The following is a 25,058-nucleotide window of genomic DNA, read 5'->3' as shown; positions in this document are numbered from 1 at the left end:
TTCATCCGGCGATCCCGTCTGCGGCGCATGCCTTACACGGCGCGAGCCGAACTGACGGGATGTAGGCACGCTGTCGCGCAGGCGCTCGGCGTGACCCCTCGCTCGGTGCGCGCGGCGCGGCACAAGCTGAGCGTTACCGGCATCGCCGCAAGCGGCCGCGGCAGCGTGTTCGTCCGCCAGCGCCCAGCGCTCGAAATGCGTGCGTGTGAATGCTATAGGGTGCTCAAGTCCCTGCATCGGGCTCCCGGCGACGCCCCACCACATAGTGAACGCTAAACGAAGCGTTCCAGCTTCCGTTGAGGGAAGACGGCGCGGGCGACTCGGGCCAGTGCAAGCCCGACTCGGCCCTCCCGGTTGGGCGGCGCGCCGGCGCGGCGTTGCTTTTTCTCGGCGCTGGGTTCGACAGCGCCTTGAGCGCGGCGATCAAGCCATTCGAATCGTGCGACGCGACGAAGATGCGCGACACCGCGCCGCGGCGCGCCATCGACATCGCGGCGAGCGGCCCTGGCTCGACCGTGAGCCCGGCGGTGCGCCGCACGAGCCGTTGCATCCTGGAGCGTGACGCGAACGGATGGGCGACGCGCGACGCGATCATCCACAGCGTGAGCCCCGACGCAATTGAGCCGATCGCGACCAGATACGAAACCAGCTGTTCGAGCGGCAGATCGCCCTCGTCGAACGGCATCAAATACCGGTAGATATAGACGCCGATCGCCGCCCACATTGAGCCGACGGAAGCAGGCCGGACGAGGCGAAACCATACGACTTGCGCGAGCCCTATCTTCAGACCTTTGTCGGCGATGATCTGACGGGGGGAGCGCAGCGAGAGGTCAATGACGGGCGCGTTGTTCATGTTGAATACCTCGGTCAGGGCTCGTCCAGATGGCGCGTTTGCCACGCTGACGCAGCACGATGGTGGGCAGCGCAACGACGGTGGTGACCATGTTGATCAGCCAGAAAGCGAGCGGATACCAGACGGTGTCCAGGAAATACAGCAGCAGCTTGTCGTCGTACTGCCCGTCGATCAGGCAGCCGACAATCAACTGGAGAATGCAGGTGGCGACCAGCAGCATCCCGTGCCAGTGCGGCAGCAAGGCAATGTGCCAGTCGCTCGGCAGCGGCACGATCAGGCCGACGATGGCGAGGCCGAGAATGAACGTCATTGCGTACGCCCATGCAATGCCGAGCAGATACTCGGCAAACAGCGGCCACATCATCACCTGCGAAGGGCGCGCAATCGCTGGCGCGTACTTCATCAGCACCTGAATGCCGCCCTTGGCCCAGCGCAGGCGTTGCCGGTAGAGGCCCTTGAAGGTCTCGGGCATCAGAATCCAGCTGAGCGCATGCGGTTCGTATGCAACGCGCCAGTCTCGGCATTGCAGCTTCCAGCTGATGTCGATGTCTTCGGTGAGCATGTCGGAGCTCCAGTAGCCGACATCGGCGAGCGCCGTCTTGCGGAACATCGTGATGACGCCCGAGACCGTGAAGATGCGCCCGTACACCTGCTGGGTGCGCTTGATGAGCCCGACGATCGACGAAAACTCGCCGACCTGCATCCGGCCAAGCAGCGATGTACGGGTGCGGATGCGCGGATTGCCGGTCACCGCGCCGACGTTCGGGTCGGAGATAAAATGCTCGAGCATCCATTCGATCGCGTCGGACGCGAGCAGCGAATCGCCATCGATGCACATCAGATAAGGCGCGTTCGTCACGGCCGCCGCAGTCGTGAGCCCGATCGCCTTGCCCTCGTTCCTGGCATGATGAATCACGGTAAGGTGGGGGATTTCCGCCGCGAGCTCGTTGAGGATCGCGCCGGTGCGGTCCTTGCTGCCGTCGTTGACGGCGACGATGTCGTAGTTCTCGTAGTCGAGCTGCGCGAGATGCCGGATCACGCGATGCGCGTTCGATTCCTCGTTGTAGCACGGGACGATCACCGACACCTTGGGCATGCCCGCCATCACCAGCGCTCGCCGGGATCGCGTGCGGCCTTTTTCGAGCGCGAAGAAATGCACGATGCCACCGATCATCCACAGGTACGACATAAAGAATGGATAGAAAAAGATGAAGTCTTGCAGGCGGTTGATAATGACGTGCGTCATCAGCGTGTCACTCCTTTGTGCTGGGCCTGAAGCAACGCGTTGATCGAAGTGGGATCGAGCCGCGAGCGCAGCGACATCAGGTCACGCATCGCATCCAGCTCGGGCGCGTTGCGCGCGAAGTTGTCCGGGTAGTAGCCAAAGTTCACTGCGCCGCGCTGCCGCAGCCGGCGCATCTCGCCGAGCAGGGTCGCGGTCGGGACGTCGGCGCCGGTGCCCCAGTCCACCGCCTGCAATTCGAACACCGTGCGCCGCTCGCCGCCCGGCGTGGCCTGGGTGATATCCGCTAGCGAGTCGAGCCAACGCTCGGGGTTCGATACGTTTTCGCGCGACGGCATCGCCAACACGGCGACAAAATCGTAGTTGCTCAGGAAGGCCGCGTAGCTCTGCGCGTAGCGAGCCGGGGCGGTGCGGTCCAGCAACACCTCGGGGTAGATGCTGCGCACCGTCAGCACGTCGCCGCCGTTCTGGCTATTGAAAATGATCTGTTCGAGTTCCTTCGTGAGATCGATCAGGTGCTGCGTCTTCGCGTCGGTCCAGCGGTTCATCAGCGCCGGGTCAGCGCGAATGCGGCCGATGTCGGTGGGCAGCCCCCAACGCTGCAGCATCTGCGCCGCGTGACGGCCGGCATCTTCGTAATCGTCGAGCACCGCGTCCTCGCCGAACATCAGGCCGGTGAACGCGGAATACTTGCCGAGATCCTCATACATTTCCCGAATGAAGGTGCGTGCGGCGGGATCGAACGGGCTCAGCCGATAGCGGTTCGCCTCGCGCCGGTTCGCCGGCGCGCCGGCCGCGGCGGTGACCGCTTCCATACGCCCGGCGAGCGCCGCCGGCGGACGGAACGCGAGCAGCGGCATCCATGCATAGACCTGAACGTGGGAGCGCGTATTGAGCTGCCATGCGGTGCGGCAGAACAAATCGGCACGCACCGGCAAATGGCGGTTCGGGAAATACACGGCTTCGGCGACGCCCGTGTGCTTTGGGTCGGAGAACGCCTGCAGATACACCGAGCTCGGCTGCATCCGGTAGATCCGTTCGATCAGATCGCCAAGCTTTTTCTCCTGCAAGTCGGGCTGCGGGTCGTACACGTCGTCGAGCGAGATCTGGACGACCCGCTCGACCGGATTGATTTCGCCGCGATTGGTCGCCGGCTCGCGCATCGACAGCTCGAAGGCGCCGATGTCGACGTTGTAGGTCATCAGAATGCGGCGCAGCCGGTCGAGCGGCACATCCGGCGTGTTCGGGCCGGCTTCGAGAGTGAACTGCGTGTGCATGCCGAGCGACGACGAAATGCGCCGCACCGGCTGGTTTTCCGCGCCGTATGGCCAGACCATCGAGCGCACGGTGACACCGGTGCGCTCGTGCAGTTTCTGCAGGCATTCGCGCAGGTCGTCGGTCACGCGCGCTTCGAACTCGGCGTCGGTCTCGTAGCGTTTCTGGTCGGCCAGGTACAGGTGCGAGGTGGCAGCCGGCAGCTCATTGCCCTGCGGATTGGCGAGTGCACCATGATGCAGGTCGTGGGTGTGTGACGCGATCTCGACCAGACCCGAGGCCGCCACCTTTTGCACGTCGTCCCATGACATGAACGTGTCGCGCGGCACGACGAAGTTGTCGGCAAGACGCACCGGCGTGTCGGGCGGTGTGTCGACCCACGACGTGACGATGCCCATCACGGCCGGGTAGCGAAAGCGCTGCAGGAGCGGCAGCACCTTCTTGTAATGACTGCGGAAGCCGTCGTCGAAGGTGAGCAGCACGGCGCGCGGCGGCAACGGCTTGCCGCCGTTGCGCGACGCCTCGATATCCCTGACGGTGACAGGACGATACGTGTTGGCTTGCAGCCACGAAAAGATCGAAGTCAGCGTTCCCGTGTCGACCGCATAGGGGTCGAGCATGTTCATCGTATCGAACGACGAGCGCAGATTGTCGCGGACGTCGTGAAAGCAGATCACCCGGAACGTCTTGCCGTCGGCGGGATCGGACGGCGGCAGGATGTCGATGAGTTTGGCGGGCGTCAGCGAAGGAAACAGCGTACAGCCCGCCATCGCTCCGAGACAGCCACAGATAAAGCGCCTGCGTGATTCCATCGTCGAACCCTTCCCACGTTAGAACGGTACGTTCAGTACCAGGTAGCCGGTTTCGGAGAGTTCGCGTGAGCCGTCATAGACGTGGCTGGCCACACCTATGCCATAGCTGAACGTGATGTCGTGAGTGAACGTCCATGCATGCTCGATGCGCGCACCCCAGAACGCGCTTGTGCCGAACCCCCGTTCGTTGTACGCGCCGCCCGACAGAAAGATGCGCTGTTGCAACGCCCGTTCGCCGCGCCGCCAGATCGACCATTGATGCATCGCGGTCGCTTCGATCGAGTAGTCGCGCGACGGATTGAAATAGGCGGCGTTGGCGACCGTATTGCTGCTGGTGTCGCCGGTCAGCGACACGTTGATCAGCTGGTTGGCGGCGGTGAACACGCGCTGCGTGCCGCCGATCGTGATCTCCTGATGAAAATTCGAATCGCTATAGCGGCCGACTGAGTAGCTGAGATTGGCGGACTGACGGTCGCCGTTGGCGAAGCTGAACCCCGCGCGTGCCGTGCGCCCCCAGATGTGCTCGACATAGGCCTTCCACGGTAGCGCGTTGTCATCGCTGTCCACCGCGGCTGTCGCCTTGAAGTAATCGCTGAATGCATACTCGACTTCGCCATTGCCGCCTGTGCGGCCGTCGGGGCCGAACGAACGGGTGAGCTCGCCGAGCACCGTGAGCGGCCCGCGCCGGTAGTCGCCGCCCACTCCCTGGCGGATCCGGTTCACGTTACCGATGTCGGTGCTCGCATAGCCGTAGAACGTGTGCACCAACGCGCGCCAGTAGTCGGCAATCGGTGGCGAGTACAGGAACACGTCTGTTGAGAACGAATTGTCGGCGAGCACGGAGTTGCCATGCTCGGCGTTCACGTCGATGCTCATGACGGGCGCATGAAAAGCCCGGTAGTCACGCTGGAAATTGCGCACGGCGCCATTCTCGGGAAACGTGTTGTCCAGCGCGTCATTGATCTGCCGCGCGTTCGAGTAGTCGCCGATGTCGATCGAGGTGCGCCCGAGACCGGACAGCGCCTCCACGTTATCCGGATGATCATTCAGCGTCGCCGTGTACACATCGCGCGCCGCCCGCACGCGCGATTGGCCCAGCAGCGTGTCGGCTTCGGCGTTGCGCACATCCGCACTAAATGGGATTTGTTGTTCGAGGCGCTTGAACTCCGCCAGTCCTGCATCGGGCTTGCCGACGTAGATCAGATATTGCGCACGTAACCGGTACAGCCGCTGATAGTCGTCGTTCGCCACATCCTCGGGTCTCACCTGATCGGCCGGCGGCAGCGACGCGCTGATCTCGTCGAGCACCTTGCCCGCTTCCACATATTTTCCCTGGTCGCACAGCGCATAGAACAGCCCCTCGCGCAGATCAATGGGGCGCGTGCGGGTCCCATACTGATAGCCGCGCGTGGCCGGATCGGCTGCTGCCGCGGTCGCCTGCCGGACGGCTCTGCGATACGCCTCTTCAGCTTTGTCAGGTTGGTTCAGATAGCTGTAAGCGTCGCCTGCGGCGCCGAGCGCTTCGACGGATATTTCGGCGCTCGACGGAATGGACTCGTAGGAAGCCACCGCGTCTTTCATTTTTCCGCGCCCCGCGAACGCGACCGTGCGGTCGCCGGCGAGTGCGTAGCGCACCGCTGCGTAGTCCGGCGTGCGCGGCCAGTTCGCGTCCAGCCGATCGGCTTCCTGAAGCGCGCTGTCGAGCGCGTCGAAGCGATCCGGGCTGGTCATCGCGCGCGCTTTGTCGCGTCCGCCGCGCACCTGCTGGCGGACTGCAAGTTCTTCAAGCTGTGCAATATCTACCGGCGTAAATACATCAGGTCGCGCCTTGGCCTCCTCCAACGCCTTGACGGCGCCACCGCCGGTGGCGAGACCAAACACCTCCTTGCGCAGCGCATCGCTAGACTGGGTATCGGCGACGTTGCGCGAGTCTGCGACATCGGTCGGCTCACGCGCATCGCTGCTATCCGTTTCGACCGCGGCACACATCGACGAGATGAGCAGGAGCATGACTGGCGCACAGCTAACGAAAGGACTGCAACTCGACGTACGCAAACGCTTTGGCAGAGCAATCACGATAGGTCCTTGGTGTTGAAGACTTTCTTCTGAGGACTGCAGTCGTAGTGGAACGATGACCGCATCGAAAATAGCTACATTCGTGCCCGGTCAGCGTGACCGCGCGGAGCGAATATGGCGGGAAGAGAAGGTGACCGTCGTGTGCCGAATACTTCACAGGCGACCAGGCGACGCGGCGCGAAACGGGTCCTTCGGTACTGCCAGTGCGAGAAAACCGCTTGATTCGGCGAACGCAAAGACACATCCAGGCTGCTGCGTGTCTGAATGATAGCCGGCGTTATCGCGCCCGCTATCGGGGTGCCTACTAATGCGCGAGCGCAATTGTAACGCCCGGAAAAACGCTTTATATCGTTGCAAACGTAAGCAGAACAGCGGTCTTTCGGGCAGAGCCACACCCATCAACGTTTTCGTTTTGCGTGGCACGGGCTCCCGTCGTGGCACGTTCTCCGCTTGCGCTGTTGCAATTCGATTCGGAAGTAAACTTTAGTTACAACGGGTCAGGTCAAAATAAAAATAAGTCGGTAAATCGTATTCCTGATTAATTCACGGAGGAAATTTTTCCGTCTTTTTTTCATTGCGTTTTCGGCGGCGCGTCCCTATTCTTGTTGACAACGATCGTGGGAGGGAGGTCGTCATGGGCAGCTTGCGCAAAGTGCATTTTCTAGTCATTGCTGCCGCGCTTAGCAGCGGCGCCATCGCGGTCTCGCAGGAAAGGCCCGCCGGCTCTGGTCCAAACACGGAGGCGAATGCGGCGGCCGGGGCCCAGGAAATGCTTTACTACGTCTGCGGTCAGGCCGGCTTCGAGAAGGCAGTCACATCGCCCGATCCTAACCACCCGTTCAATCTTGGCGTGACCTTCGTGTCCGGACAGGGCGGTGCGCCATTGTCAGACGTATCGGTCAAGCTGCGGCGTCACGGACGTGTGCTGATGGATTTCGTTGCATCAGGTCCCCGTTGCCTGTTCGCCGTTCCCACTGCGAGCTATCGCGTAGAAGGTACCTATCGCGGCGAGATGAAGTTCGAAATCGTGGAAACCGGCACCTTCGATACACAGATCAAGTGGTGACGCAGACCATTCGGTACGCTGCGCTACCTTAACCGGACCGGGCGTAGCGATGAGCGATAAGCGAAACGGGGAAGCGTCATCCTTGCAAGCCATGCATGCTGCGTCGCCAGACACGCGCAACACGGCAACTCCCAGATTCGGCTGGGGCCTGGTCATGAGCGCGACGCTCACTCTTGCTTCGTTCGTGCTGATCCTGGCGGCGGTCGTGATCTTCGAAGGGAACGGGCGTGATGGTCGGACGCGGCAGCCGGTCGCACTCGTTCACTCAACGCCGACATCGGTCGACACCGCGGCCGCCACCCCTACTGTGAACGCCGCCTCATCCGGTTTAAGTCCGGTCGCGGAGCGGCTCGAAGCCGCGCCGGCGCCGGCCGGTTCCGCTGGCGAACTGGCGCGCGCGCGGGCCTGCGCGCTCGCCAAAGCATGGCCTTGCGTGATGGAAGCGGCGAGCGCCGTGCTCGCGCTAGAAGGCGGCAATACCGAAGCGCAGACGCTGCTTCAGCGCGCAATCGTCGAGGGCGGGTGGCGCAGCGAGACGACGCCGGCCAAGCCCGTTACGGAGGAGGTCTCCGCTAACGGCGTGCAGGACAGGTCGCGGCGTCTGGCACTGTCGATCCGTCGCGGCAGGCATGGAGGTCTGGCGGAGCCGACACATTAGCCGCTGTGAACGATTTAATTGATAAGGTATGCGTAGTAGAGATGGGGTGTGCGCGCCGCGATTCATTCCCGCCTTCGGTTGCCCGCAGGCAAGATTTACCCCGAGCGCGCTGTGACTCAGCTCTCCCCCAGCTGCCCCTCCATCCCACTCAGTTCCTGCTCGCGCTCCTTCGACGCGTTGCCGATCGGCGGACCCGCAAAGCTCTTACGCACGCCCGCGCCGTACCAGATCGCCAGCAACACCGCAAGCAATCCGACAATCACGTACACCACCTTCTGATTCGGCGGCTGCATACCGACATAAGCGAGCACGAGTGCGCCGAACACCGCCGCCACCGCGAACGGCTTCGATAGCATGCCTAACTGGAACGGGCCCTTTTCCTTCCACACGCGACCTTCGGCAAAAATGCCAGCCGCAATCGGCATGGCGTATGAGATGAACAGGAACACCGCGCTACCCGCGCTCAGCACCGTGAAGGCGTCGCCGTACAACGTCACCACGATCGCCAGCACCGCCGAGGTCCAGATCGCGGCACCCGGCGTGCGGTGTGCCGCATTCACTTTGCGCAGCCATTTCGAGCCAGGCAAGCCGCCGTCGCGGGCAAACGCAAACATCATGCGCGAGGTCGACGTGACAGCGGCGAGACCGCATACGTAGTTGATAAAGAACATCAGCAATTCGATCACGATGCGCAGCGGTCCCGGAATCGGCGCGAGAATCGCTTCGAAGAACCCGGTGCCCTGCTTCACCCCTGCGCTGATATCCGGCATCACCAGTACGAATGCGCACACCATTACGTAACCGAAGGTGGTCGACCAGAACACGGAACCGACAATGCCACGCGGCACATTGCGCGCCGCGTGATGCGTTTCCTCCGAGGTATGCGCGGAGGCGTCGAAGCCCGTGATCGTATAAGCAGTCAGCAGCAGGCCGGACAGAAACGCCATGGCGATGGTCTGCTTGGGCCACGCGCCGCCATCGACGCCCGTGAAGTTGGTGAAGGTGTAGAGCCGCGACAGGTCGATCTTGACCGGCGAATACACCAGCAGGGAAACCACCAGCATGACTGTCACCACAAAGATCAGATAACCCGACAGGTCCGTGATCTTGCTGGTGATGCGAATGCCGCGATGATTCAGGAATGCTTGCGAAGCGGTGATCACCGTCAGAAAGAGCGTCTGCTGCCACCACCCGAGCGAATCCGGATTCACGCCGAACATCGGTGCGATCAACGTGCGAAAGAACGGATCATAGGTACCGTAATTGATCGCGGCGACGACGAACACGAGACCGAGCAGATTCAGCCACGCGGTGAGCCAGCCCCACATTTTGCCGCCAAGAATCGAACTCCAGTGATAGAGGCCGCCGGCCGTCGGATACGACGACGCGATCTGCGCCATCGCCGCCGCCACGACCAACGCGAACAACGAGCCGAGCGGCCAGCCGAGTCCGATCGACGCCCCGCCCGCCGCCGACAAGCCCATCTGGAACGACGTGATGCCGCCCGACAGAATGCAGATCAGCGAAAACGACACCGCGAAGTTCGAGAACGCCCCCATGCGCCGGGACAGTTCCTGCGCGTAGCCCATCTTGTGCAACAGCTTGACGTCGTTGTCGGCGAGATCCGCCGACGGCACGGCCGTGTTGATGTCCATGACGCGATCCTTTGAACAGGGTTATGACGAAGCGGCTAAGCGATGCAGAGGCGTGACCGCGCAACGAGGGACCGGCTCACGCAGCCGTAAAGCAGTTATCCACGTACAGGTGTGCGCCGTTGACGAAACTGGCATCGTCGCTGGCGAGAAAGAGCGCGGCGCGCGCGACTTCTTCCGGCGCGCACAGACGGCCCTGCTGCACCGACAGCGCCGCTTCGCTCGCATCGAAGCCATACTTGGCGAGCGCGCTGATTTCGCGGCGTCCGTGTGGCGTATCGATGAAGCCGGGGCACACGGCATTGCAGCGAATACCACGGTCGCGATACTCGACGGCAATCGAACGCGCGAACATCGCGCACGCGCCTTTGGTCGTGCAGTACAGCACCTCGAGCGGCGTGGCCGCCACCGACGAAATCGACGCCGTGCACACGATCGAACCGCCGCCCGCCGCGAGCATATGCGGCAACACGGCGCGCGTCATCATGAACATGCTTTTTACGTTGACGTTCATGAGCCAGTCGTAGTCTTCGTCGGTGGTATCGACGAACGGCTTCACGACGATGCTGCCGGCGTGATTGAACAGCACGTCGATGCGCCCGAAACGCGCCATGACGTTCGCCACTGCGGTATCCACGGCTGCGCGTTTCGACACATCGGCGGCAAACAGTTCGGCCGTGCCGCCCGCCGCGCGAATGCGCGTCACGACTTCCTCGCCCGCGTCGGTGTTGATATCGACCACGGCGACCTGCGCGCCTTCCTGCGCGAACAGCAGTGAAGCCGCGCCGCCCGCGCCGGTCGCGCCGCCTGACACGATTGCGATCTTGCCCTCAAGCCTGCCTGCCGATCTGCTCATGCGTGACTCCCGTTCCAGTGTCCAGTGCAGTGCGTTGGATTGCGTTGCGTTGTGCACAAAGTAGGGGCGGCAAAAAGCGGCGACTATCCAAAATTGGCAAAAAGTAAAAATCCCGTAAAAATCCGGCTTACTGACAAATGCATTACATCCAGACTTGGATGCTTGCCGTATCGGGCAGCCGCCGTGCTCATGATCTGTGCGGGCACGGGGCAGGAAGCCACATGTGTGCCCCGGATGGGTCGCTCCGGCACTGCGACGTAAATTTTTTTTCGCATACACTGATCGGCACGAGGCTTTCGGGGAGCGCCACCAGAATCGGGAGAAGCTATGCAGCCGGTCAATCAGACAAGCAGCGCCGTCGAGATTCGCTGTTGCAGGAACATCGACGAGCAGGCGATGTTGCTCGACGCGTGGAACCAGAGCTATTGCCAGATTTCGCGCGGCGCCTTCGACGGCTCGGTGAGTTCGTTTTTTGCGGGCGGCGTGCGGGTGCTGGTGGAGCGCCTGAACCGCACGGTCTATCAACGCGGCCAGGTGGCGCGATCCAAGCTGGCGGTGGGCATTCCGTTTCAACTCGAAGGACATGCACTGCTGTGCGGACAGACGAGCCATCGTGACGGACTGCATGTATTTTCCGGCGATGGTGGGTTCGAGTTTTTATCGCCGGACAAGCACGTCGTGGTGAATCTGGAGATCGAGCCTGGCGCGATTGGTGATGAACGGGTGCGCTCGCAGCTCGATGAAATTACGTCGCTGCTGGGCGCGAAGCCTGGCGTATTGAATGTCGATCCTGCCAGATTGCAGGGCTTTCGCGAGGTCCTGAAGCATTTGCTTGATGCCGTGGCGGCGACGCCGACGTTGCTCGATGATGCCGGTGTTGCGGCGTCGTTTGAGAAGTCGGTGATCTTCGGTCTCGCTGAGACATTGCAGGGCATGCAGCATGCGGACCCGCACGGGAATCTCGAGGCACGTACCGCGCGGAATTGGCAACTCGTGAGAGGGATTCGCGAGGTGGTGGAAGAGTCGCCGGATTGCCCGCTGTCCGTTGCCGAGCTATGTGCGCGGTTTCACGCGAGCCGGCGAACGTTGCAATATGCGTTTGAGGATACCCTTGGGGTGAATCCTTCAGCGTATATACGAGCGGTTCGGCTTGATCACGTGCGGCGCGAACTAAGAGGCGCCGCATCCGTTACCGAGGTCGCTACCCGATGGGGGTTCTGGCATTTTGGGAATTTCTCGAGCGAGTATCGCGGGCAATTCGGGGAATTGCCATCGGAGACCTGGCGCAGCAGTAAGCGCCGCGCAGATTGAAGTTCGGTTCATGCCGACCGCCAAGCTTGCCCGCGAGAAAAACCGCAAGAGGCAATAAAAAAGGCGCGATTTGAACGCGCCTTCTTGGCTGCGGCGACGCGGCGGCCGTTATTGTTGGTTAGTGCTGCGCGGCTGATTGCTGCTCACCGGCCCTCGCAGTAGCGCTTGCCCGTACAGGCTCGCGCGTTGCAGCCATACTCGGCTCCGCATCAGCCTTGGTTTCCACTGCCGCCTGCGCTGCCTCAGACAGAAGGTTCGCAGCACATCTAGCCGTGATACGACTGTGAGCAATCCCCTTAGCATCGAGTGCAATCACCCGGTACAGTTCGAGGTCGCATTCGAGCTCCCGCTCATAACCTTCGGCAGTCTCGACCAGCAGTTCCAACAGCGCTTTCTGGTTTTGCCGTTCGTCCCGCGTCATGGAAGGAGTCCTGCATATTGAGGCCGCAAGAGTAGCCAGTCTCCTGAGTTGGTCCAACTGGCGACCACACAAATTGTGCGCCGATAGTGCTAGTTTTTCGTATTGGAGAGCGTCAACGGCGGGACGTGTTTCGGGTTGGGTCTTCGTAGTAGATTTGCTCATGGTGCGATTTCCGGTTCGTTCCTGAATCGCCCGACACTCGCTAAAAGATGGGGTGAGCGGGCACGTAGCAAGGTTGACAGACCGGGAGTAAAACCAAAACCGGCGAGCCTCTCGGCTCCCTCGCCACGACCCGCCCATAGAAAAAGGCGCGCGTAGGTGAGCACCACCCACTTTCGCGGGCAGTGCGGTTTTACTCAGCAGGCTGTCAAACCCGCGCCGTTTTGTCTAACGGCAGAAACAATGTAAATCACCTATTTTTTGGGACGATCAACCAAACAGGCTAAACGCGCAAATTATAACTAATCTTTACATTTGCCCCGTGACTGGCGTGCGACTGCGCGGATCGCGTAAATCGTCAAACGCCTCTTCAATACTCAGCACGTCTTCCGGCATCGCTTTTTCCCGGCCACAAAAGCCAGAGTAAACGCGCCTTCAAGCGGGTTTACAACAGTCCCGCCACCATCTGTAACGTTTCGCGCAATCGCCGTGGTACGGCATGAAGTGGTTTGTGATTTTTCAGGCTTTTCCTATTCGTTCTGTTTCTGTATTCAGCTAGGCTTGATTTCCGCACGCGCTTAATAGCGTGCCTGCCCTTACGTGGCAGCCGAAGCCGTGCTCATTCACGCAGGAGACTTGAAGATGCCGGAACAGAAGGAAAACCAGACGACGTACCTGTTCGCCACCATCGGCGCGCGCACCGAGCGCGGCGGGCGTGTGTCTACCGGCTCAACGTTTCATCTTGCCGGTTTGCCGGTCGCGACCGTGGGCTGTGTTGTCACCTACCGCGACGGCAGCGAGGCCGTCATTACCGATGGCGCCGGTTTCGCTTTTGTCATTGCAGATCGCCCCGCTGCGATTGTCGGCAGCAGTCTCAGCAACGGCGACCGCATCATCGAAACGCTGTGGTCCGAGCTTGATGCTGGCGTAACCGTGAAGGATGGCGAAAAGATCGCGGGCCTGTTCGACCCTGCCTGGACGCCGCCACCAAGAAAACCCGTGGCTCGTTTCGCAACACGCGGTGCAACAACCGCGCGGGGCGGCGTCGTGCTCGAAGCGTCAAGCGCCTGGGAAGTTGGCGAAACGCAGCGATACGCCGCGAGCATTGGCGATTTCGTCCAGTACCAGGACGGCAGCCGCGCACGCATCATTACCGGCGTCGGCATTCCAGGCAATGCAAACCATGCCTATGCGGTCGTTGGCAGTCTGCTGGACAACGGCGATGTCATCACGGACAGCCCGCACCGCGAGCCGCGCACGTCAACGACCTTTGTCCCCCTGGACGAACACCGCGTCGCACTCACGCGCCAGTAAGGGGCACGGAGCTAAACATGGCAGGCACCTACTATGCAGCAGTTGAAGGCGATCCACTGACGAGCGGCAAGGGTAGTCAGGTTTTCGCGAGCGGACATTGTGGAACGATTACGGATGAAAGCGGGCGGCCTCGCCGCATGGTGTTTATCGGTGATCCGGCTTATTGCCAAGCATGTGATAGCCAGGGCGTCATTATCGGAGGCGCGGGCGTAAGCGGCGCGCGCCGCATGATTGATCTGGTGAACGGCGGGCGGCGTCAGGCTGTCGGGGGTGACTGGGTGTCATGCAAATGTCCTGACCACCCTCGCATCATCGCTATTTACGGGCGTCGCTGGATTATCCGGGATGACGGCGACGCCGCTCCTTCAAGAGCCCGCGAAACGCCCGCGCCGCGCCTCATTTACGACGAACAGTTCACGCTTAAAGATGGTAACGGTCAACCACTCCCAAATGTGCGATACCGGGTGCGTAACGGGGCGACGGTCGTAGCGAGCGGCGTAACCGATGCGAACGGCTGCACGCAGCGAATCAACACGGAAGGCGCGCTGCGGCTGACGCTAGAGGTTGACGCACACGGAGGAAGCGCCTGAATGCGAATCCCCACAGTAAGGCATGACGACCCAACTACGACGCGCGGCAAGGTCGTTACATTCAGTGGCACGATTCACGATGGAGGCCGAAAGGTCGCACTCCACTGCGACCAGGCGACGTGTGGTAACTGCAAAGGCCTGTGGAAGATTGTTGGAACCGGTGGAGGTGTTGGCGAGCGGAGCCGAGCCGCAGCCATTAACGGTGATCAGGTTCCATGCCCGTGAAAAAAGAACCGCGTTATCGCGGGCGCGGATGCCGGAATGTTCATGCAGAAAGACACCGGCACAGCGAGCGCTGCGCCACACAAAGCCCCACCAGCGGAGCAGTACGACGAGCAATTTACGTTGCTCGATGAAGCATGGCGGCGGCTCGCGAACGTGCGATACCGGATCGTTGTAGACGACGAACGGGTGATAACGGGAGCCACGAACGCGAACGGGAAAACCGAGCGCATCAAGACGGATGCTGCATCGAGTTTGAAGCTTTACACTACAGGAGCAATCGAAAATGAGTGACTTTTGGGGAAGCAATAAATACGGCTTCAAATCCAACGAGAATGAAGAGTGGTTTGAGGTTCACTCTGACGCAGTAACGAATACGACTCCTGGTTCAATGGTCCATGTGAAGATTGACACAACGCCGATTTGTCCAAATATGACCGACAAAGAATTTAGGGAGGTGGCGCGACGGTTGCTAAAGTGGGCCGCTGCTGCCGTTGATCGACGGTTGGCAGACCTAAGCCGCTACGACAGCGCGACAAAAGAACGAATGCAGTATTGGTTCAATCGAAGCGACGAAACAACGAGGCAATACCTTATAAGCGGCTTCACCCGTCATGCTGCCGCGCTCAAGTCGCTTATGCCTACCAGTTTGGTACGCTCAGACCCGAAGCTGGATAGGATGTTAGGCTGTGTGCCGAACATGAATAACGTCGAGCGGGAAGCTGCTCATGTTTGCGGGCCTAACACAAAGCGTAGGCTAGTGTCTATTGGCATGAAATTTTGCGATGGGTTGCGTGATCAGAATATGTTCGGCGATTCTCGTTTGTCTACACTCATTCACGAAGTGACGCATTTTACGGATACATTCGGTAGTACTGACGCTCGATATGGGCTTGATCCCGTTTCGGCGGAATGGGGGAGAAACAACCCGGATCAGGCATTGCGCAACGCCGATACGCTTACTGGCTATATAATTTATGGCGAACCGCTTTTCGCGGGATAAAGAAGGAAGACAAAAAATGAATTTGAAGTCCATGGTTCTATTTTCGTTGTTTCCTATAGCGCTCGCCTTCAGTTCTAACACCTACGCGGAATGCAGCGGCTCGCAAAACCAGCCTTCTGAACAAGTGAATATCGCATTCGATGTTAACGGGTACAAAGTCAGCTTGGCGGAACGCTCGCGACTTGGTGAATGGGTATCACGGATGAATGCTAAATATGCGATACAGGAGTGGGTAACGATAGTTGGAAGCGCATCGGAAAAAGAGGCAAATTCAAACGCCCTTGCGATGAAGCGCGCTGTTGCTGTGACGCAGGATGCCTTGGCGGATGGCCTAGTAAACGCACCGTTTCAACTTAAAACGCAGATATATCCGGTAGAGAGTACAGATATTCCCAGCGCTGAGTCCCGCGAAGTAACTGTACAGATTAGCCCAGGCTGCCCTCACAACTGTTGCGACGGTAAATAACGCTAACTCATGGGCGAAAAGTAGTGCTCCCTCGAAGCCCCGACTGCCACGGGGTTTTCCACATCTATAAACGAACATGAAATTAACACGTTTCGCACTCGCTTCGTTTGTTGTGTGCGCCGCGCTGGCCGAGCAAAGCATCGCAGCACAATCCACCGATACGCGACGCAGTGAATCCTCCAAATCTGACCCGGTAGAGCAACTGGCCCAAAAGCTCCCAAATTCCATGCAATACACGCTCACGGACGTAGAACATAACGCGTTAGTTGGCGTCCCTTATCGGGTTACGTTTCCATCCGGCATAACCGCGCAAGGCGTAACCGATGCGCAAGGGCGAACCGTTCGGTTTCGGACGGTTCGCCCAGAACGTCTAACGCTCGCTGTGAAGTATCCGAAAGCGCACGTTATCACCGCCGAGCAATAATAACGCCGCTTCGGCGGGGCTTTCGTTATGCACGCGATGAAGGTGCCCCGCCGAGGTTCGATGAAACGGATTCTTCTCAGGTCGGCGATCTTGCTGATAAGTTCAATCGCAACGATTATCGGCGCGTTGTGCCTTGCGCGCTTCGTTGAGACGCTACAGATGAACATGCCGTATGCGGTTGATATGTTCTTACGTGGCGTCCTGAAGTTTTCCGGCAATGACGATTTGGCGAACCCGGATGACATGGAAGTTCTGGCGCTAACCCTTTATTTTCTCGTCGCACTGGTCGTCGTCGGTTGCGCGGTCTTTGCGTTCAATATCGCGCTGCGCCGATACCTGACAAAGCGCCGTCAGCGGGCCTAATTGTTCATCTTGTGGCGTTGCCCCTACCAATGCGGCGCGACCAAGGCGCGCAATCTGATCAGGCATTTCGTCGACGGTCGTGGGCGCGGGTCCGCCTTCGGCAAGCGTGACGATCAGCGCAAGCACATCGGCTATGTGTTCAACGTCCGCTTCGAGACGGCGCGCCTTGTGGTGAGAATGGAGCATCAAACGGGCTCGTGTCTGAGGGTTCCGAACTGCATCTGTTCACGGACCTTGACGAAGCCGAAGTGAACCCGGTCGCAGAGGAAGCAAATCGGATATGGGAAGCCGGTCAGGCAGAAGGGGGAGCGTGACCTGAAATCCGCCCCGCCGTGCCGCTCGAGCGAGCCTGGCGACATACTCCCGCGTGGGCGCACGTCACGGACGCTTTGAAGGCCGCTAAGCGCGCCGCGCGGAAAACCCGCCTGACTTGTCCGTATATTGTCCTGAATGCAAATAAAATGCCCTTCTCACAGGCGTTCGTGTCGCATAAAGCCTTTGCTGACAAGGCACAACGCGCCGCAATGCTGTTTGCTGTTCATGCCCCTGTGCGAGGCAGGCACTTGCTTCTCTTTGCCGCCGCAAAGAGAAGCAAGAGAAAGCGGCTCAAACCGCTGAGAAAACAAGGAAAGGCCAACACCACAGGCATACAGAAACAAGCGCCGCGAAGGCAAAGAAAGACAAAAACACACCCCTAAACCCCAAAATCAGCGCACACTACTCCATTGCTCCCTTACGGAGCGACAACGCCAACTGGGGGGTCCATCATGGCAAAAGGTCAAGTACGCAGTAACCGCGAAGCGAAGAAACCGAAACAGGAGAAGAAACTAAAACCGGCCACTTCGCCATCCGGCGCGCCGCCGATCCGCGTAGCACCGAGCACATCGGCGACACAAAAGAAGCACTAAGCGAGTAAGCCCGCCCCGCCAGGCGGGCGTCACCCACCCATTACCTCGAAATATCCTCCAACGCGACATCCCGCGTCTTCGGCCCAAGCGTCCCGATGGCCAGCATGACGATCACCATCGCGCCTGAAATAAACACAAACACTCCGTTCACGCCAAAGCGGTTCAAGCATCCCGCAATCACAAACGCGGAAAACATCGCCGAAATCCGGCTCCACGAATAAACAAATCCCACTGCCCTAGCCCGAATACTGGTCGGAAACAGCTCCGCCTGATATGCGTGATAGCTATAGGAAATAATGTTGCCCGCCAGCACCAGGCACACGCCCAAACTCACCAGCAACACCGTCTCCCGCGCCTGGCTGAACAGCAGCCCACACACCACGTTCACCGCCGCCATGCAGATGATCACCGTCTTACGCTCGAAGCGGTCGGCAATCAGCATCCCCAACAACGGTCCAAGCGGCGCTGCAATCGCAATGATGCTCGCGTACATCAAACTCGTCGTGACCGTAATACCCTGCCTGATCAGCAACGTCGGAATCCAGTTCGCGAAGCCGTAATATCCCATCGTCTGGAACACGTGGAAAATGATCAGCATCAGCGTGCGCTTGCGATACGGCGGCACCAGCAAATCGCGAAACGCCGCACGTGCGCGCACCGGTTCAGGTAAGGCCGGCTCCGGCAAAGGCCGTCCATATTCCCGTTCGACGCGCGCTTCGAGTCGCTTCATCACCGCGTCGGCTTCCTCGATGCGGCCTTTCTGTGCAAGCCAGCGTGGGCTCTCCGGCAAACGCAGACGAATCCACCACACCACGATTGCGCCCACTACGCCGGTCAGGACGACCAGACGCCAGCCGTCGAGGCCGAAGTAACGGTGCGGCACCAGCAAATACGATAGAAACGCGACGATCGGTACCGCACAAAAACCGACCGCTTGTGAAAAGGCCGACGCGCGGCCGCGCACATGCTTCGGCACGAGTTCGGAGATGTACGTGCCAATCGTCACAATCTCCACGCCAATGCCGATTCCCGCGATGAAGCGCCAGAGATTGAGCCCGAGCGCCGTGTCCTGGAACGCCATGATGATGTTGGCCGCGGTGTACCACAGCAGCGACCATGTGAAGATCGCACGCCGGCCGAAGCGGTCGGCAAGAAAACCGCATGCCGCCGTACCGATGAACAGCCCCGCGAACAACGCCGCGATGAAACTCGCCACGCCGCTGGTGCCGAACAGACCATGCGTCGTCGCGGTGAGAATGCCGCTGCGCACGAGACCCGGCGCGATATAGCCGGAGAACATCAGGTCGTACAGTTCGAAGAAGAGGCCGAGGCTCAGCAGCATCACCAGGTGCCAGATGGAACGCGTGGCGGGCAAGCGGTCGAGCCGCGCAGAAATGCGCGCGCCCTCCAGCGCGATCTCTTCAGCGCGGCCACCCGCGGATGCGCCGGTGCCTGAGGGCAAACCACCCAGCGCGCCGGCATCGCCGACCGCTGTCGCATACACCGCTTGATTCGACGATTTCATCGTCTGTCTCCATGAGTTCCGGTCTGACGCCGGATGAGATTGATTGACTACGTTTGACGCATCGAACTCACCGCTCCGCTCACGCAGCGTCTCGCGGCGCCTGCGCCACGCCGCCACCCAGCGCCACAATCTGCGCGTCGTCATAACCCAACCCACGCAGCACGTCGGCGGTGTGCTCGCCGATCTTTGCGATCGGCTGGCGCGGTTGCAAACGCGCGCCATCCATCGAAATCGGCAGCAAGGGCATCGCGGTTTCGCTTCCGTCATCGAGCGTCAGTCGCGCAAGGCCGCCGCTCTCATTCAGATGCGGATCGTCGAACAGGTCTTCGGGTTTCGTGATCGACGCGAACGGAATGTGATCGCGCTCAAACAACGGCACGAGCGCCGCGCCTTCGAAGCCACTCAAGGTTTCGCCAAGCGTCTTCAGCAACCATTCGCGCGCCAGTACGCGGTCGTTGTTGGTCGCGAGGCGCGGATCGGCCAGCAGGTCGGCACGGCCGAGAATCGCGCACAGCGCGCGCCACTGGCCGTCGCCGGTCGCGGCGATAAACATCTGCTCGTCGTTGGCCAGCCTGAACACGTCGTAGACGGCCCATGCGCTGATGCGCTCGGGCATCGGCGCAGCGGGCACGCCGGTCGCGGCGAACTGCTGCATGTGTTGCGCCGAAAGCAGCACGCAGTTTTCGAACAGCGCGCTCTGCACTTCCTTGCCGCGTCCGCTCGCATGCCGTTCGTGCAAGGCGGCAAGCACGCCGATCGCGCCGAACATGCCCCCCATGATGTCGTTGACCGAACTGCCCGCACGCAGCGGACGGCCTACCGGTCCGGTCATGTAGGCGAGGCCGGCCATCATCTGCACGACTTCGTCCAGAGCGAGACGGTGTTCGTACGGACCGTTCAGAAAGCCTTTGTGCGAGACGTAGATCAGCCTGGGATTGCGTTCGCGCAGCGACGCGTAATCGAGGCCCAGGCTCGCCATGCGGCCTGGTTTGAAGTTCTCGACAAATACGTCCGCGGTATCGACCAGCTTGTGCAGCGCGGCCAGTCCCGCTTCGCTATCGAGGTCGAGCGCGACACTCTTCTTGTTGCGATTGAAGGTGCGAAAAAAACCCGCACCGGTGCCGAGCAAACGACGCGTACCATCGCCGCGCGGCGGCTCGACCTTGATGACTTCGGCGCCGAGGTCGCCAAGGATCATCCCGCAGGTCGGCCCCATCACCATATGCGACAACTCGACCACGCGAATGCCCGCAAGCGGCAACGCGCCCTGCGGTTCCGTCGAAGAAGCAGGTGCGGAAGAAGCAGAAGAGGCAGACGTAGAAGCAACTGGGGTCATTGCAGCACCTGTGATTCGGAAGGTTCAAAACATTGAGCAGCGGTACTGAACTGTTTCGGCAAACCGGCCCGCGCCAGATAGCCGTACAGCGGCTCGCCGGGCAGCGCGTCGGCGAGGACGTCGCGCGACGCGATGAGTCTGGCGAGGTCGATGCCGGTGTCGTAACCCATGCTGTCGAGCATGAACACGAGGTCTTCGGTGTTCACGTTGCCGGTCGCGCCCGGCGCATGCGGACAGCCGCCGATACCGGCCAGCGACGCGTCGAATTCGCGGATGCCGTGCTGCAGCGCGATCAGCGTATTCGCGAGACCGAGGCCGCGTGTGTCGTGGAAATGCAGCGAGCGCAGCCTGCTTCCCGCGACCTCTCGCACCAGTTCGATGATTTCGCCGACCTGGCGCGGCGTCGCTTCACCGGTGGTGTCGCCGAGTGCGATGACATCGGCGCCCGCCTGCAACGCGGCGCGTGCAGTCGCGGCGATATCGGCGTAAGGCACCGCGCCTTGCAGCGTGCAGCCGAACACGGTCGACAATCCGGCGATCAATTCCACGCGCCGCGCGTTCGCGCTAGCCGTGCTATCGATCAGCTCGCGCATCGCGGCAAATGACTCGATCATCTCGACGGGCGTCTTGCGAACATTGGCAAGGCTATGCGCCGTGCTCACCGAAATCGGCGCGACGATCCGATGCACGCCGGACTCGAGCGCACGTTGCGCGCCTTTCAGGTTCGGCACCAACGCCGTCACGATTAAATCGTCGTAGCTGAGCGCGTGGGCGATCACTTCCTCGGCGTCGGCCATTTGCGGCAGCAGCTTCGCCGGCACGAACGACGCGACTTCCATATGGCGCACGCCGGCGGCGTACGCAGCGTCGATCCAGCGCCGTTTGAACTCGGTGGGCATCGTGCGGGCGATGCTTTGCAAGCCGTCGCGCATGCCGACTTCGGTCACGACGACGCGCGTCTGGGTGTCACTCATGATCTGGAATCCCGTTCTTGAATCTTGCGTGGCGTGCAGGGAATGAAGCAACTGAGTGACAGCGTGCCCGCCCGCGGCCCCACGGCAAAGTCTGCGTTGACGACGCACTCCATCGCCGCTCGCGATGGCGGCGCAGGCAAGCGGGACGGGCGTGCGCCGCCGTCTAGGGGAAACCCTTAAGGGCTTTTCAGAGGGGGCCGGGCTGCGCTCAGACCGAGCGCAACAGATGGTCGAGTAAATGCGACGCCGTCAGCGTCAGCGCATTGCGGTCGCGCATGCAGATCACGAAGCGCCGCTCTGCCCACGCTTCGCGCAACGGCACGGCGACGATGCCGTATTCATCGGCGGCATGCCTGGGCAGCGCCTCGCCCGGCAGGATCGCGACGGCAAGACCCGCCTGGATAAAACGATAGGCGGCGTCGAAGGTCGATACATAGGTTCGATAGTTGAGTTCGCGGCCTTTTTCCACCGCGATACGCTGCATCAGAGCGTTCACCGACGCGTTCGAGGCAAGCCCGAGATGATCGAACGCGAGGGATTGCTCAAAGCCAATCGCGGCCTCGCCGGCCAGCGGATGATCGCGCGGCACGATCAGCGCGAGATGATCGGAGCGATATTGCAGCACATCGAGACTGCCCATCGGCACCACATCGCGGCAGATGCCGAGATCGGCCACCCCCTCTTCCAGACCGCGCACGATCTCGGTGCTGACGCGCTCTTCGACATCGATACGAATCTGCGGATTGGCCTTCAGAAACCCCGACAGCGCCTCGGGCAGAAACTCGACCATCGACGACACATTCGCCAGCACCCGTACATGGCCGCGTGCGCCGGCCGCGTATTCGCTGAGTTCCGCCTGCAGCCGTTCGTGGCCGCGCATGATGTGCCGCGCGTGCTTGAGCAGCGCCTCGCCGGCGGCGGTCGCGCGCACGCCGCGCTGGCTGCGCGAGAGCAGTGCGACATCGACCAGCGCCTCGAGATCGGCGAGCCGCTTGCTGACCGCGGATGGCGCGATGAACTCGCGTTCAGCCGCTCGCGCGATCGTGCCTTCCTCGCAGACGGCGATGAACAAGCGCAGCGTCACCTGATCGATTTGCCACATGAACGGGCCTGCTCCGGGTGTTTGAAGTGTGAAAATTATGCCCGAGGAAGGCGGCGGCCAAGTCCATCCCAGGGTATCCATGGCCAGCGCGCCGGTTGGCGTGGTCGATCGCGCGCCGGGTTGTGAGCGCTGATCGTGTGTCAAACTGCGCAGGTTGACGCGGGGCGGGTGCGCGAGGGTCGATCGTGTCCAGAATGACGTAGTGTGATGCGGGGCGGGTTCGCGCTGCTTGGTCCCCGCAGCCTTGCTCGGGATTTTCGGTCTGGCTATGCTTGGAGGCGCGCCGGCCTGCCCCCTGCCCGTACACGAGAAGCGCAACGCGCGCGACTAACCATTCAGCAGAACAACGCATAAAGGCTTTCCCATGTCCACCGCCAGTCTCTTCGCCACCTCCGCGGGTGTCGGCCTCGCGATTGCCGCGCCGGTCGGCCCGATGGGCATGCTCTGCATTCGCCGCACGCTGACGGGCGGCCCGCGCGCGGGGCTCGCAATCGGCTTCGGCATTGCGACCGGCGATGCGGTTTATGGTCTGATCGCGGCACTCGGCCTTGTCGGCATTTCGCAGTTCATGCTCGCCTATGACCGGCCCTTGCATCTGCTTGCCGGTCTGTTCCTGCTTTATCTCGGCGTGCGTGCCTTGCTGCAAAAAGCGCCCGCCGATGCGGCCAACAACGGGAATGGCAGCAGCGACGGCAACGGCAAGCTCGCGCAGGTGGGCCGCGCCGGCGCGCTGCGCGCATACGCGAGTTCGTTGCTGCTCACGCTGACCAATCCGCAAACCGTCATCATGTTCGCCGCGCTGTTCACGACGCTCGCACCGCGTGGGGCGTTTTCATCGAGCATCGCACTCACGACGGTAGGCGGCGTGTTTTGCGGTTCGATCGCGTGGTGGTGTTTTCTCGTGACGGCAGTGTCGCTCGCGCGTCATGCGATCGGCAGCAAGCTGCGCGTGGCGATCGACCGGATCGTCGGATTCACGCTGGCGGCCTTCGGCATGGTCGAGATTCGCCGTGCGCTTTGAGTGAGGTTTGTCGGCGCAGCGGGACCCGTCGCAGCGCATCATACGCAAGCGCGGCAGTTTTGCGACAATAGCGGCTTTCGCCGTGCCGCCGCGGGCCCGTCGCCGACATTCGCCAACGCTCGAAGGCCGGCGCGCGCCGGCCTTGCCACCTAACCTGTCCAACCCACCCGACCCTCAGCGGTCTGCTCAATGGCTCTTCCCCACATCGATCTGCTGTACTCCGTCTCCGGCCTGTTCGTGGGCTTTCTGGTCGGACTGACGGGCGTCGGCGGCGGCTCGCTGATGACGCCGATCCTGGTTCTGCTGTTCCACGTGCATCCGGCCACCGCGGTCGGCACCGATCTGCTGTACGCAGCCGCCACCAAGGCGACCGGCACACTGGTGCACGGCCTGAAAGGCTCCGTCGACTGGCAGATCACCCTGCGCCTCGCGGCCGGCAGCGTACCGGCTGCAACCGTCACCTTGATCCTGCTGCATCGTTACGGCATGGACACGCCGGGCACGAGCCGGCTGATCCAGATCGTGCTCGGCGTCGCGCTGCTGGTGACGGCCGTGGCGCTGATCTTCCGCCCGCAACTCGCGGCGCTCGGCGCGCGCCGTCAGCGCGCCCCCAGGCAAGGCCGTACGCTCGGGCTCACCATGCTGACCGGCGCGGTGCTGGGCGTGCTGGTGTCGCTGACCTCGGTGGGTGCCGGCGCCATCGGCGTGACAGTGTTGCTGCTGCTGTATCCGTTGCTGCCGACCACGCGCATCGTCGGCTCCGATATCGCGCATGCGGTGCCGCTCACGCTGCTGGCGGGCGCGGGGCATTGGCTGCTGGGTTCGGTCGACTGGTCGATGCTGCTGTCGCTGCTGGTGGGGTCGTTGCCGGGTATCGCGATCGGCAGTTATCTGTCTTCGCGCGCGCCGGACGCGCTGCTGCGCAACGTGCTCGCCGCTACGCTCACGCTGGTCGGCGTGCGCCTCGTGCTGGCCTGAAGCAAGCCGCCTCTATTTGAAAAACCGGCAGGTCAGATCGCTCTCGAACTGCCTGACCCATTGACCGTGATGGTCGTGATAGGACTGCGCCCAGCCACCGCGCCGAACCGTGACGAGGCGCTCGTGCGCGGCATCGCCCGGATCCGGGCAGGCGCTGATGTCGAAATGCGATGGCGCAAATCCGTGCCGCGCGCACACCAGTTCGAAAGCCGCCCGATCGCCGATCGGCAGATCGGTATAGCGCAAAGGCGTGTTTTCCATGGTGTTGGCTCCGGTTCCCATCGCATCACAGTACGCTTCACGACGCGTCCATTGTGTGTCACAGCGCACAAACTGGCCGTTGCGGTGCGGGCGTTCAGCCCGGAGCGGGTCTAAGCGAAAATCGCCGCTTCAAAAATCACTGGTACGCAAGCCGCTCGCGCGAGGCCGCTTATCGCGGCCTCGCGCGTT

Annotated in this window: 24 protein-coding genes; 12 read left to right on the top strand and 12 right to left on the bottom strand. The window is 61.5% G+C overall.

The window, feature by feature from the left end:
- Window positions 1–223 precede the first annotated feature (223 nt).
- The 4 genes from P3T22_RS10810 to P3T22_RS10795 are packed head-to-tail and all read right to left on the bottom strand — an operon-like array spanning window position 224 to window position 6,193.
- The gene (locus P3T22_RS10810) at window positions 224–853 is read right to left on the bottom strand and encodes a hypothetical protein (RefSeq protein WP_063494908.1); all 630 of its coding nucleotides are present in this window, start codon (window positions 851–853) and stop codon (window positions 224–226) included.
- Window positions 831–2,102 (bottom strand): poly-beta-1,6-N-acetyl-D-glucosamine synthase, encoded by a 1,272-nt coding sequence (pgaC, locus tag P3T22_RS10805; RefSeq protein ID WP_063494907.1) that lies wholly within the window; start codon window positions 2,100–2,102, stop codon window positions 831–833. The genes P3T22_RS10810 and pgaC overlap by 23 nt, the downstream gene beginning before the upstream one ends.
- On the bottom strand, window positions 2,099–4,183 hold the full coding sequence (gene pgaB, locus P3T22_RS10800) for a poly-beta-1,6-N-acetyl-D-glucosamine N-deacetylase PgaB (protein ID WP_429324937.1): 2,085 nt from the start codon (window positions 4,181–4,183) through the stop codon (window positions 2,099–2,101). The genes pgaC and pgaB overlap by 4 nt, the downstream gene beginning before the upstream one ends.
- An 18-nt stretch (window positions 4,184–4,201) precedes the next feature.
- On the bottom strand, window positions 4,202–6,193 hold the full coding sequence (locus P3T22_RS10795) for a tetratricopeptide repeat protein (protein ID WP_429324936.1): 1,992 nt from the start codon (window positions 6,191–6,193) through the stop codon (window positions 4,202–4,204).
- A 700-nt stretch (window positions 6,194–6,893) separates the two neighbouring features.
- Between P3T22_RS10795 and P3T22_RS10790 the strand changes: the two genes are divergently transcribed.
- Together P3T22_RS10790 and P3T22_RS10785 are read left to right on the top strand one after the other, a co-directional pair.
- Entirely contained in the window at window positions 6,894–7,325 is a 432-nt protein-coding gene (locus tag P3T22_RS10790) for a hypothetical protein (RefSeq protein ID WP_429324935.1), read from the top strand.
- A gap of 154 nt (window positions 7,326–7,479) precedes the next feature.
- Window positions 7,480–7,983: a hypothetical protein gene (locus P3T22_RS10785; RefSeq protein WP_429324934.1), complete on the top strand. Its 504-nt coding sequence runs from the start codon at window positions 7,480–7,482 to the stop codon at window positions 7,981–7,983.
- Between the two features lie 116 nt (window positions 7,984–8,099).
- On the opposite strand, the gene P3T22_RS10780 is transcribed toward P3T22_RS10785, so the two are convergent.
- Complete coding sequence (locus tag P3T22_RS10780) at window positions 8,100–9,638, bottom strand: amino acid permease (RefSeq protein WP_063494902.1); 1,539 nt, start codon at window positions 9,636–9,638, stop codon at window positions 8,100–8,102.
- Window positions 9,639–9,714: 76 nt separating this feature from the next.
- On the bottom strand, window positions 9,715–10,491 hold the full coding sequence (locus P3T22_RS10775; protein WP_429324933.1) for an SDR family NAD(P)-dependent oxidoreductase: 777 nt from the start codon (window positions 10,489–10,491) through the stop codon (window positions 9,715–9,717).
- 327 nt (window positions 10,492–10,818) lie between these two features.
- On the opposite strand from P3T22_RS10775, the gene P3T22_RS10770 reads away from it, so the two are divergent.
- Complete coding sequence (locus tag P3T22_RS10770) at window positions 10,819–11,802, top strand: helix-turn-helix domain-containing protein (protein ID WP_063494900.1); 984 nt, start codon at window positions 10,819–10,821, stop codon at window positions 11,800–11,802.
- 118 nt (window positions 11,803–11,920) lie between these two features.
- On the opposite strand, the gene P3T22_RS10765 is transcribed toward P3T22_RS10770, so the two are convergent.
- Window positions 11,921–12,385, bottom strand: a complete 465-nt coding sequence (locus P3T22_RS10765) for a hypothetical protein (protein WP_063494899.1) — start codon at window positions 12,383–12,385, stop codon at window positions 11,921–11,923.
- A 639-nt stretch (window positions 12,386–13,024) separates the two neighbouring features.
- Between P3T22_RS10765 and P3T22_RS10760 the strand changes: the two genes are divergently transcribed.
- From P3T22_RS10760 to P3T22_RS10730, 7 genes are all read left to right on the top strand, one after another.
- Entirely contained in the window at window positions 13,025–13,696 is a 672-nt protein-coding gene (locus P3T22_RS10760; RefSeq protein WP_120303414.1) for a PAAR domain-containing protein, read from the top strand.
- A gap of 17 nt (window positions 13,697–13,713) precedes the next feature.
- Window positions 13,714–14,286 (top strand): hypothetical protein, encoded by a 573-nt coding sequence (locus P3T22_RS10755; RefSeq protein WP_429324932.1) that lies wholly within the window; start codon window positions 13,714–13,716, stop codon window positions 14,284–14,286.
- Window positions 14,287–14,511, top strand: coding sequence for a PAAR domain-containing protein (locus P3T22_RS10750; protein ID WP_420488457.1), 225 nt, complete (start codon window positions 14,287–14,289; stop codon window positions 14,509–14,511).
- 42 nt (window positions 14,512–14,553) lie between these two features.
- A complete protein-coding gene (locus P3T22_RS10745) occupies window positions 14,554–14,802 on the top strand; it encodes a hypothetical protein (protein WP_429324931.1) in 249 nt (82 codons plus the stop codon).
- Window positions 14,795–15,511: a M35 family metallo-endopeptidase gene (locus P3T22_RS10740; protein ID WP_429324930.1), complete on the top strand. Its 717-nt coding sequence runs from the start codon at window positions 14,795–14,797 to the stop codon at window positions 15,509–15,511. Before P3T22_RS10745 ends, P3T22_RS10740 begins: the two co-directional genes overlap by 8 nt.
- Window positions 15,512–15,527: 16 nt before the next feature.
- Window positions 15,528–15,977, top strand: coding sequence for a hypothetical protein (locus tag P3T22_RS10735; RefSeq protein WP_201084430.1), 450 nt, complete (start codon window positions 15,528–15,530; stop codon window positions 15,975–15,977).
- 484 nt (window positions 15,978–16,461) lie between these two features.
- Complete coding sequence (locus P3T22_RS10730) at window positions 16,462–16,764, top strand: hypothetical protein (protein WP_429324929.1); 303 nt, start codon at window positions 16,462–16,464, stop codon at window positions 16,762–16,764.
- Window positions 16,765–17,712: 948 nt separating this feature from the next.
- Here the strand turns inward: P3T22_RS10730 and P3T22_RS10725 are convergent.
- The 4 genes from P3T22_RS10725 to P3T22_RS10710 form a co-directional block, all read right to left on the bottom strand.
- On the bottom strand, window positions 17,713–19,197 hold the full coding sequence (locus tag P3T22_RS10725; protein ID WP_063494890.1) for an MFS transporter: 1,485 nt from the start codon (window positions 19,195–19,197) through the stop codon (window positions 17,713–17,715).
- Between the two features lie 79 nt (window positions 19,198–19,276).
- Window positions 19,277–20,533 carry a CaiB/BaiF CoA transferase family protein gene (locus P3T22_RS10720; RefSeq protein WP_429324928.1) on the bottom strand — a complete coding sequence of 419 codons (1,257 nt, stop codon included), beginning with the start codon at window positions 20,531–20,533 and terminating at the stop codon, window positions 19,277–19,279.
- Window positions 20,530–21,507, bottom strand: coding sequence for a hydroxymethylglutaryl-CoA lyase (locus P3T22_RS10715; RefSeq protein WP_429324927.1), 978 nt, complete (start codon window positions 21,505–21,507; stop codon window positions 20,530–20,532). The genes P3T22_RS10720 and P3T22_RS10715 overlap by 4 nt, the downstream gene beginning before the upstream one ends.
- A gap of 208 nt (window positions 21,508–21,715) precedes the next feature.
- Window positions 21,716–22,609 (bottom strand): LysR substrate-binding domain-containing protein, encoded by an 894-nt coding sequence (locus P3T22_RS10710; protein ID WP_429324926.1) that lies wholly within the window; start codon window positions 22,607–22,609, stop codon window positions 21,716–21,718.
- 364 nt (window positions 22,610–22,973) lie between these two features.
- Here P3T22_RS10710 and P3T22_RS10705 point away from each other — a divergent pair, with 364 nt between their 5' ends.
- The gene (locus tag P3T22_RS10705) at window positions 22,974–23,630 is read left to right on the top strand and encodes a LysE family translocator (protein WP_429324925.1); all 657 of its coding nucleotides are present in this window, start codon (window positions 22,974–22,976) and stop codon (window positions 23,628–23,630) included.
- A gap of 189 nt (window positions 23,631–23,819) precedes the next feature.
- Window positions 23,820–24,608: a sulfite exporter TauE/SafE family protein gene (locus tag P3T22_RS10700; protein ID WP_063494885.1), complete on the top strand. Its 789-nt coding sequence runs from the start codon at window positions 23,820–23,822 to the stop codon at window positions 24,606–24,608.
- Between the two features lie 12 nt (window positions 24,609–24,620).
- Here P3T22_RS10700 and P3T22_RS10695 read toward each other — a convergent pair whose 3' ends face one another.
- Window positions 24,621–24,869 (bottom strand): hypothetical protein, encoded by a 249-nt coding sequence (locus tag P3T22_RS10695; RefSeq protein ID WP_063494884.1) that lies wholly within the window; start codon window positions 24,867–24,869, stop codon window positions 24,621–24,623.
- Window positions 24,870–25,058 lie beyond the last annotated feature (189 nt).

The organism is Paraburkholderia sp. GAS348 (assembly GCF_050434205.1).
In the GTDB taxonomy this organism is placed as follows: domain Bacteria; phylum Pseudomonadota; class Gammaproteobacteria; order Burkholderiales; family Burkholderiaceae; genus Paraburkholderia.
The sequence above is the reverse complement of the archived record's forward strand: the minus strand, read 5'-3'. Positions and strand labels throughout refer to the sequence as shown.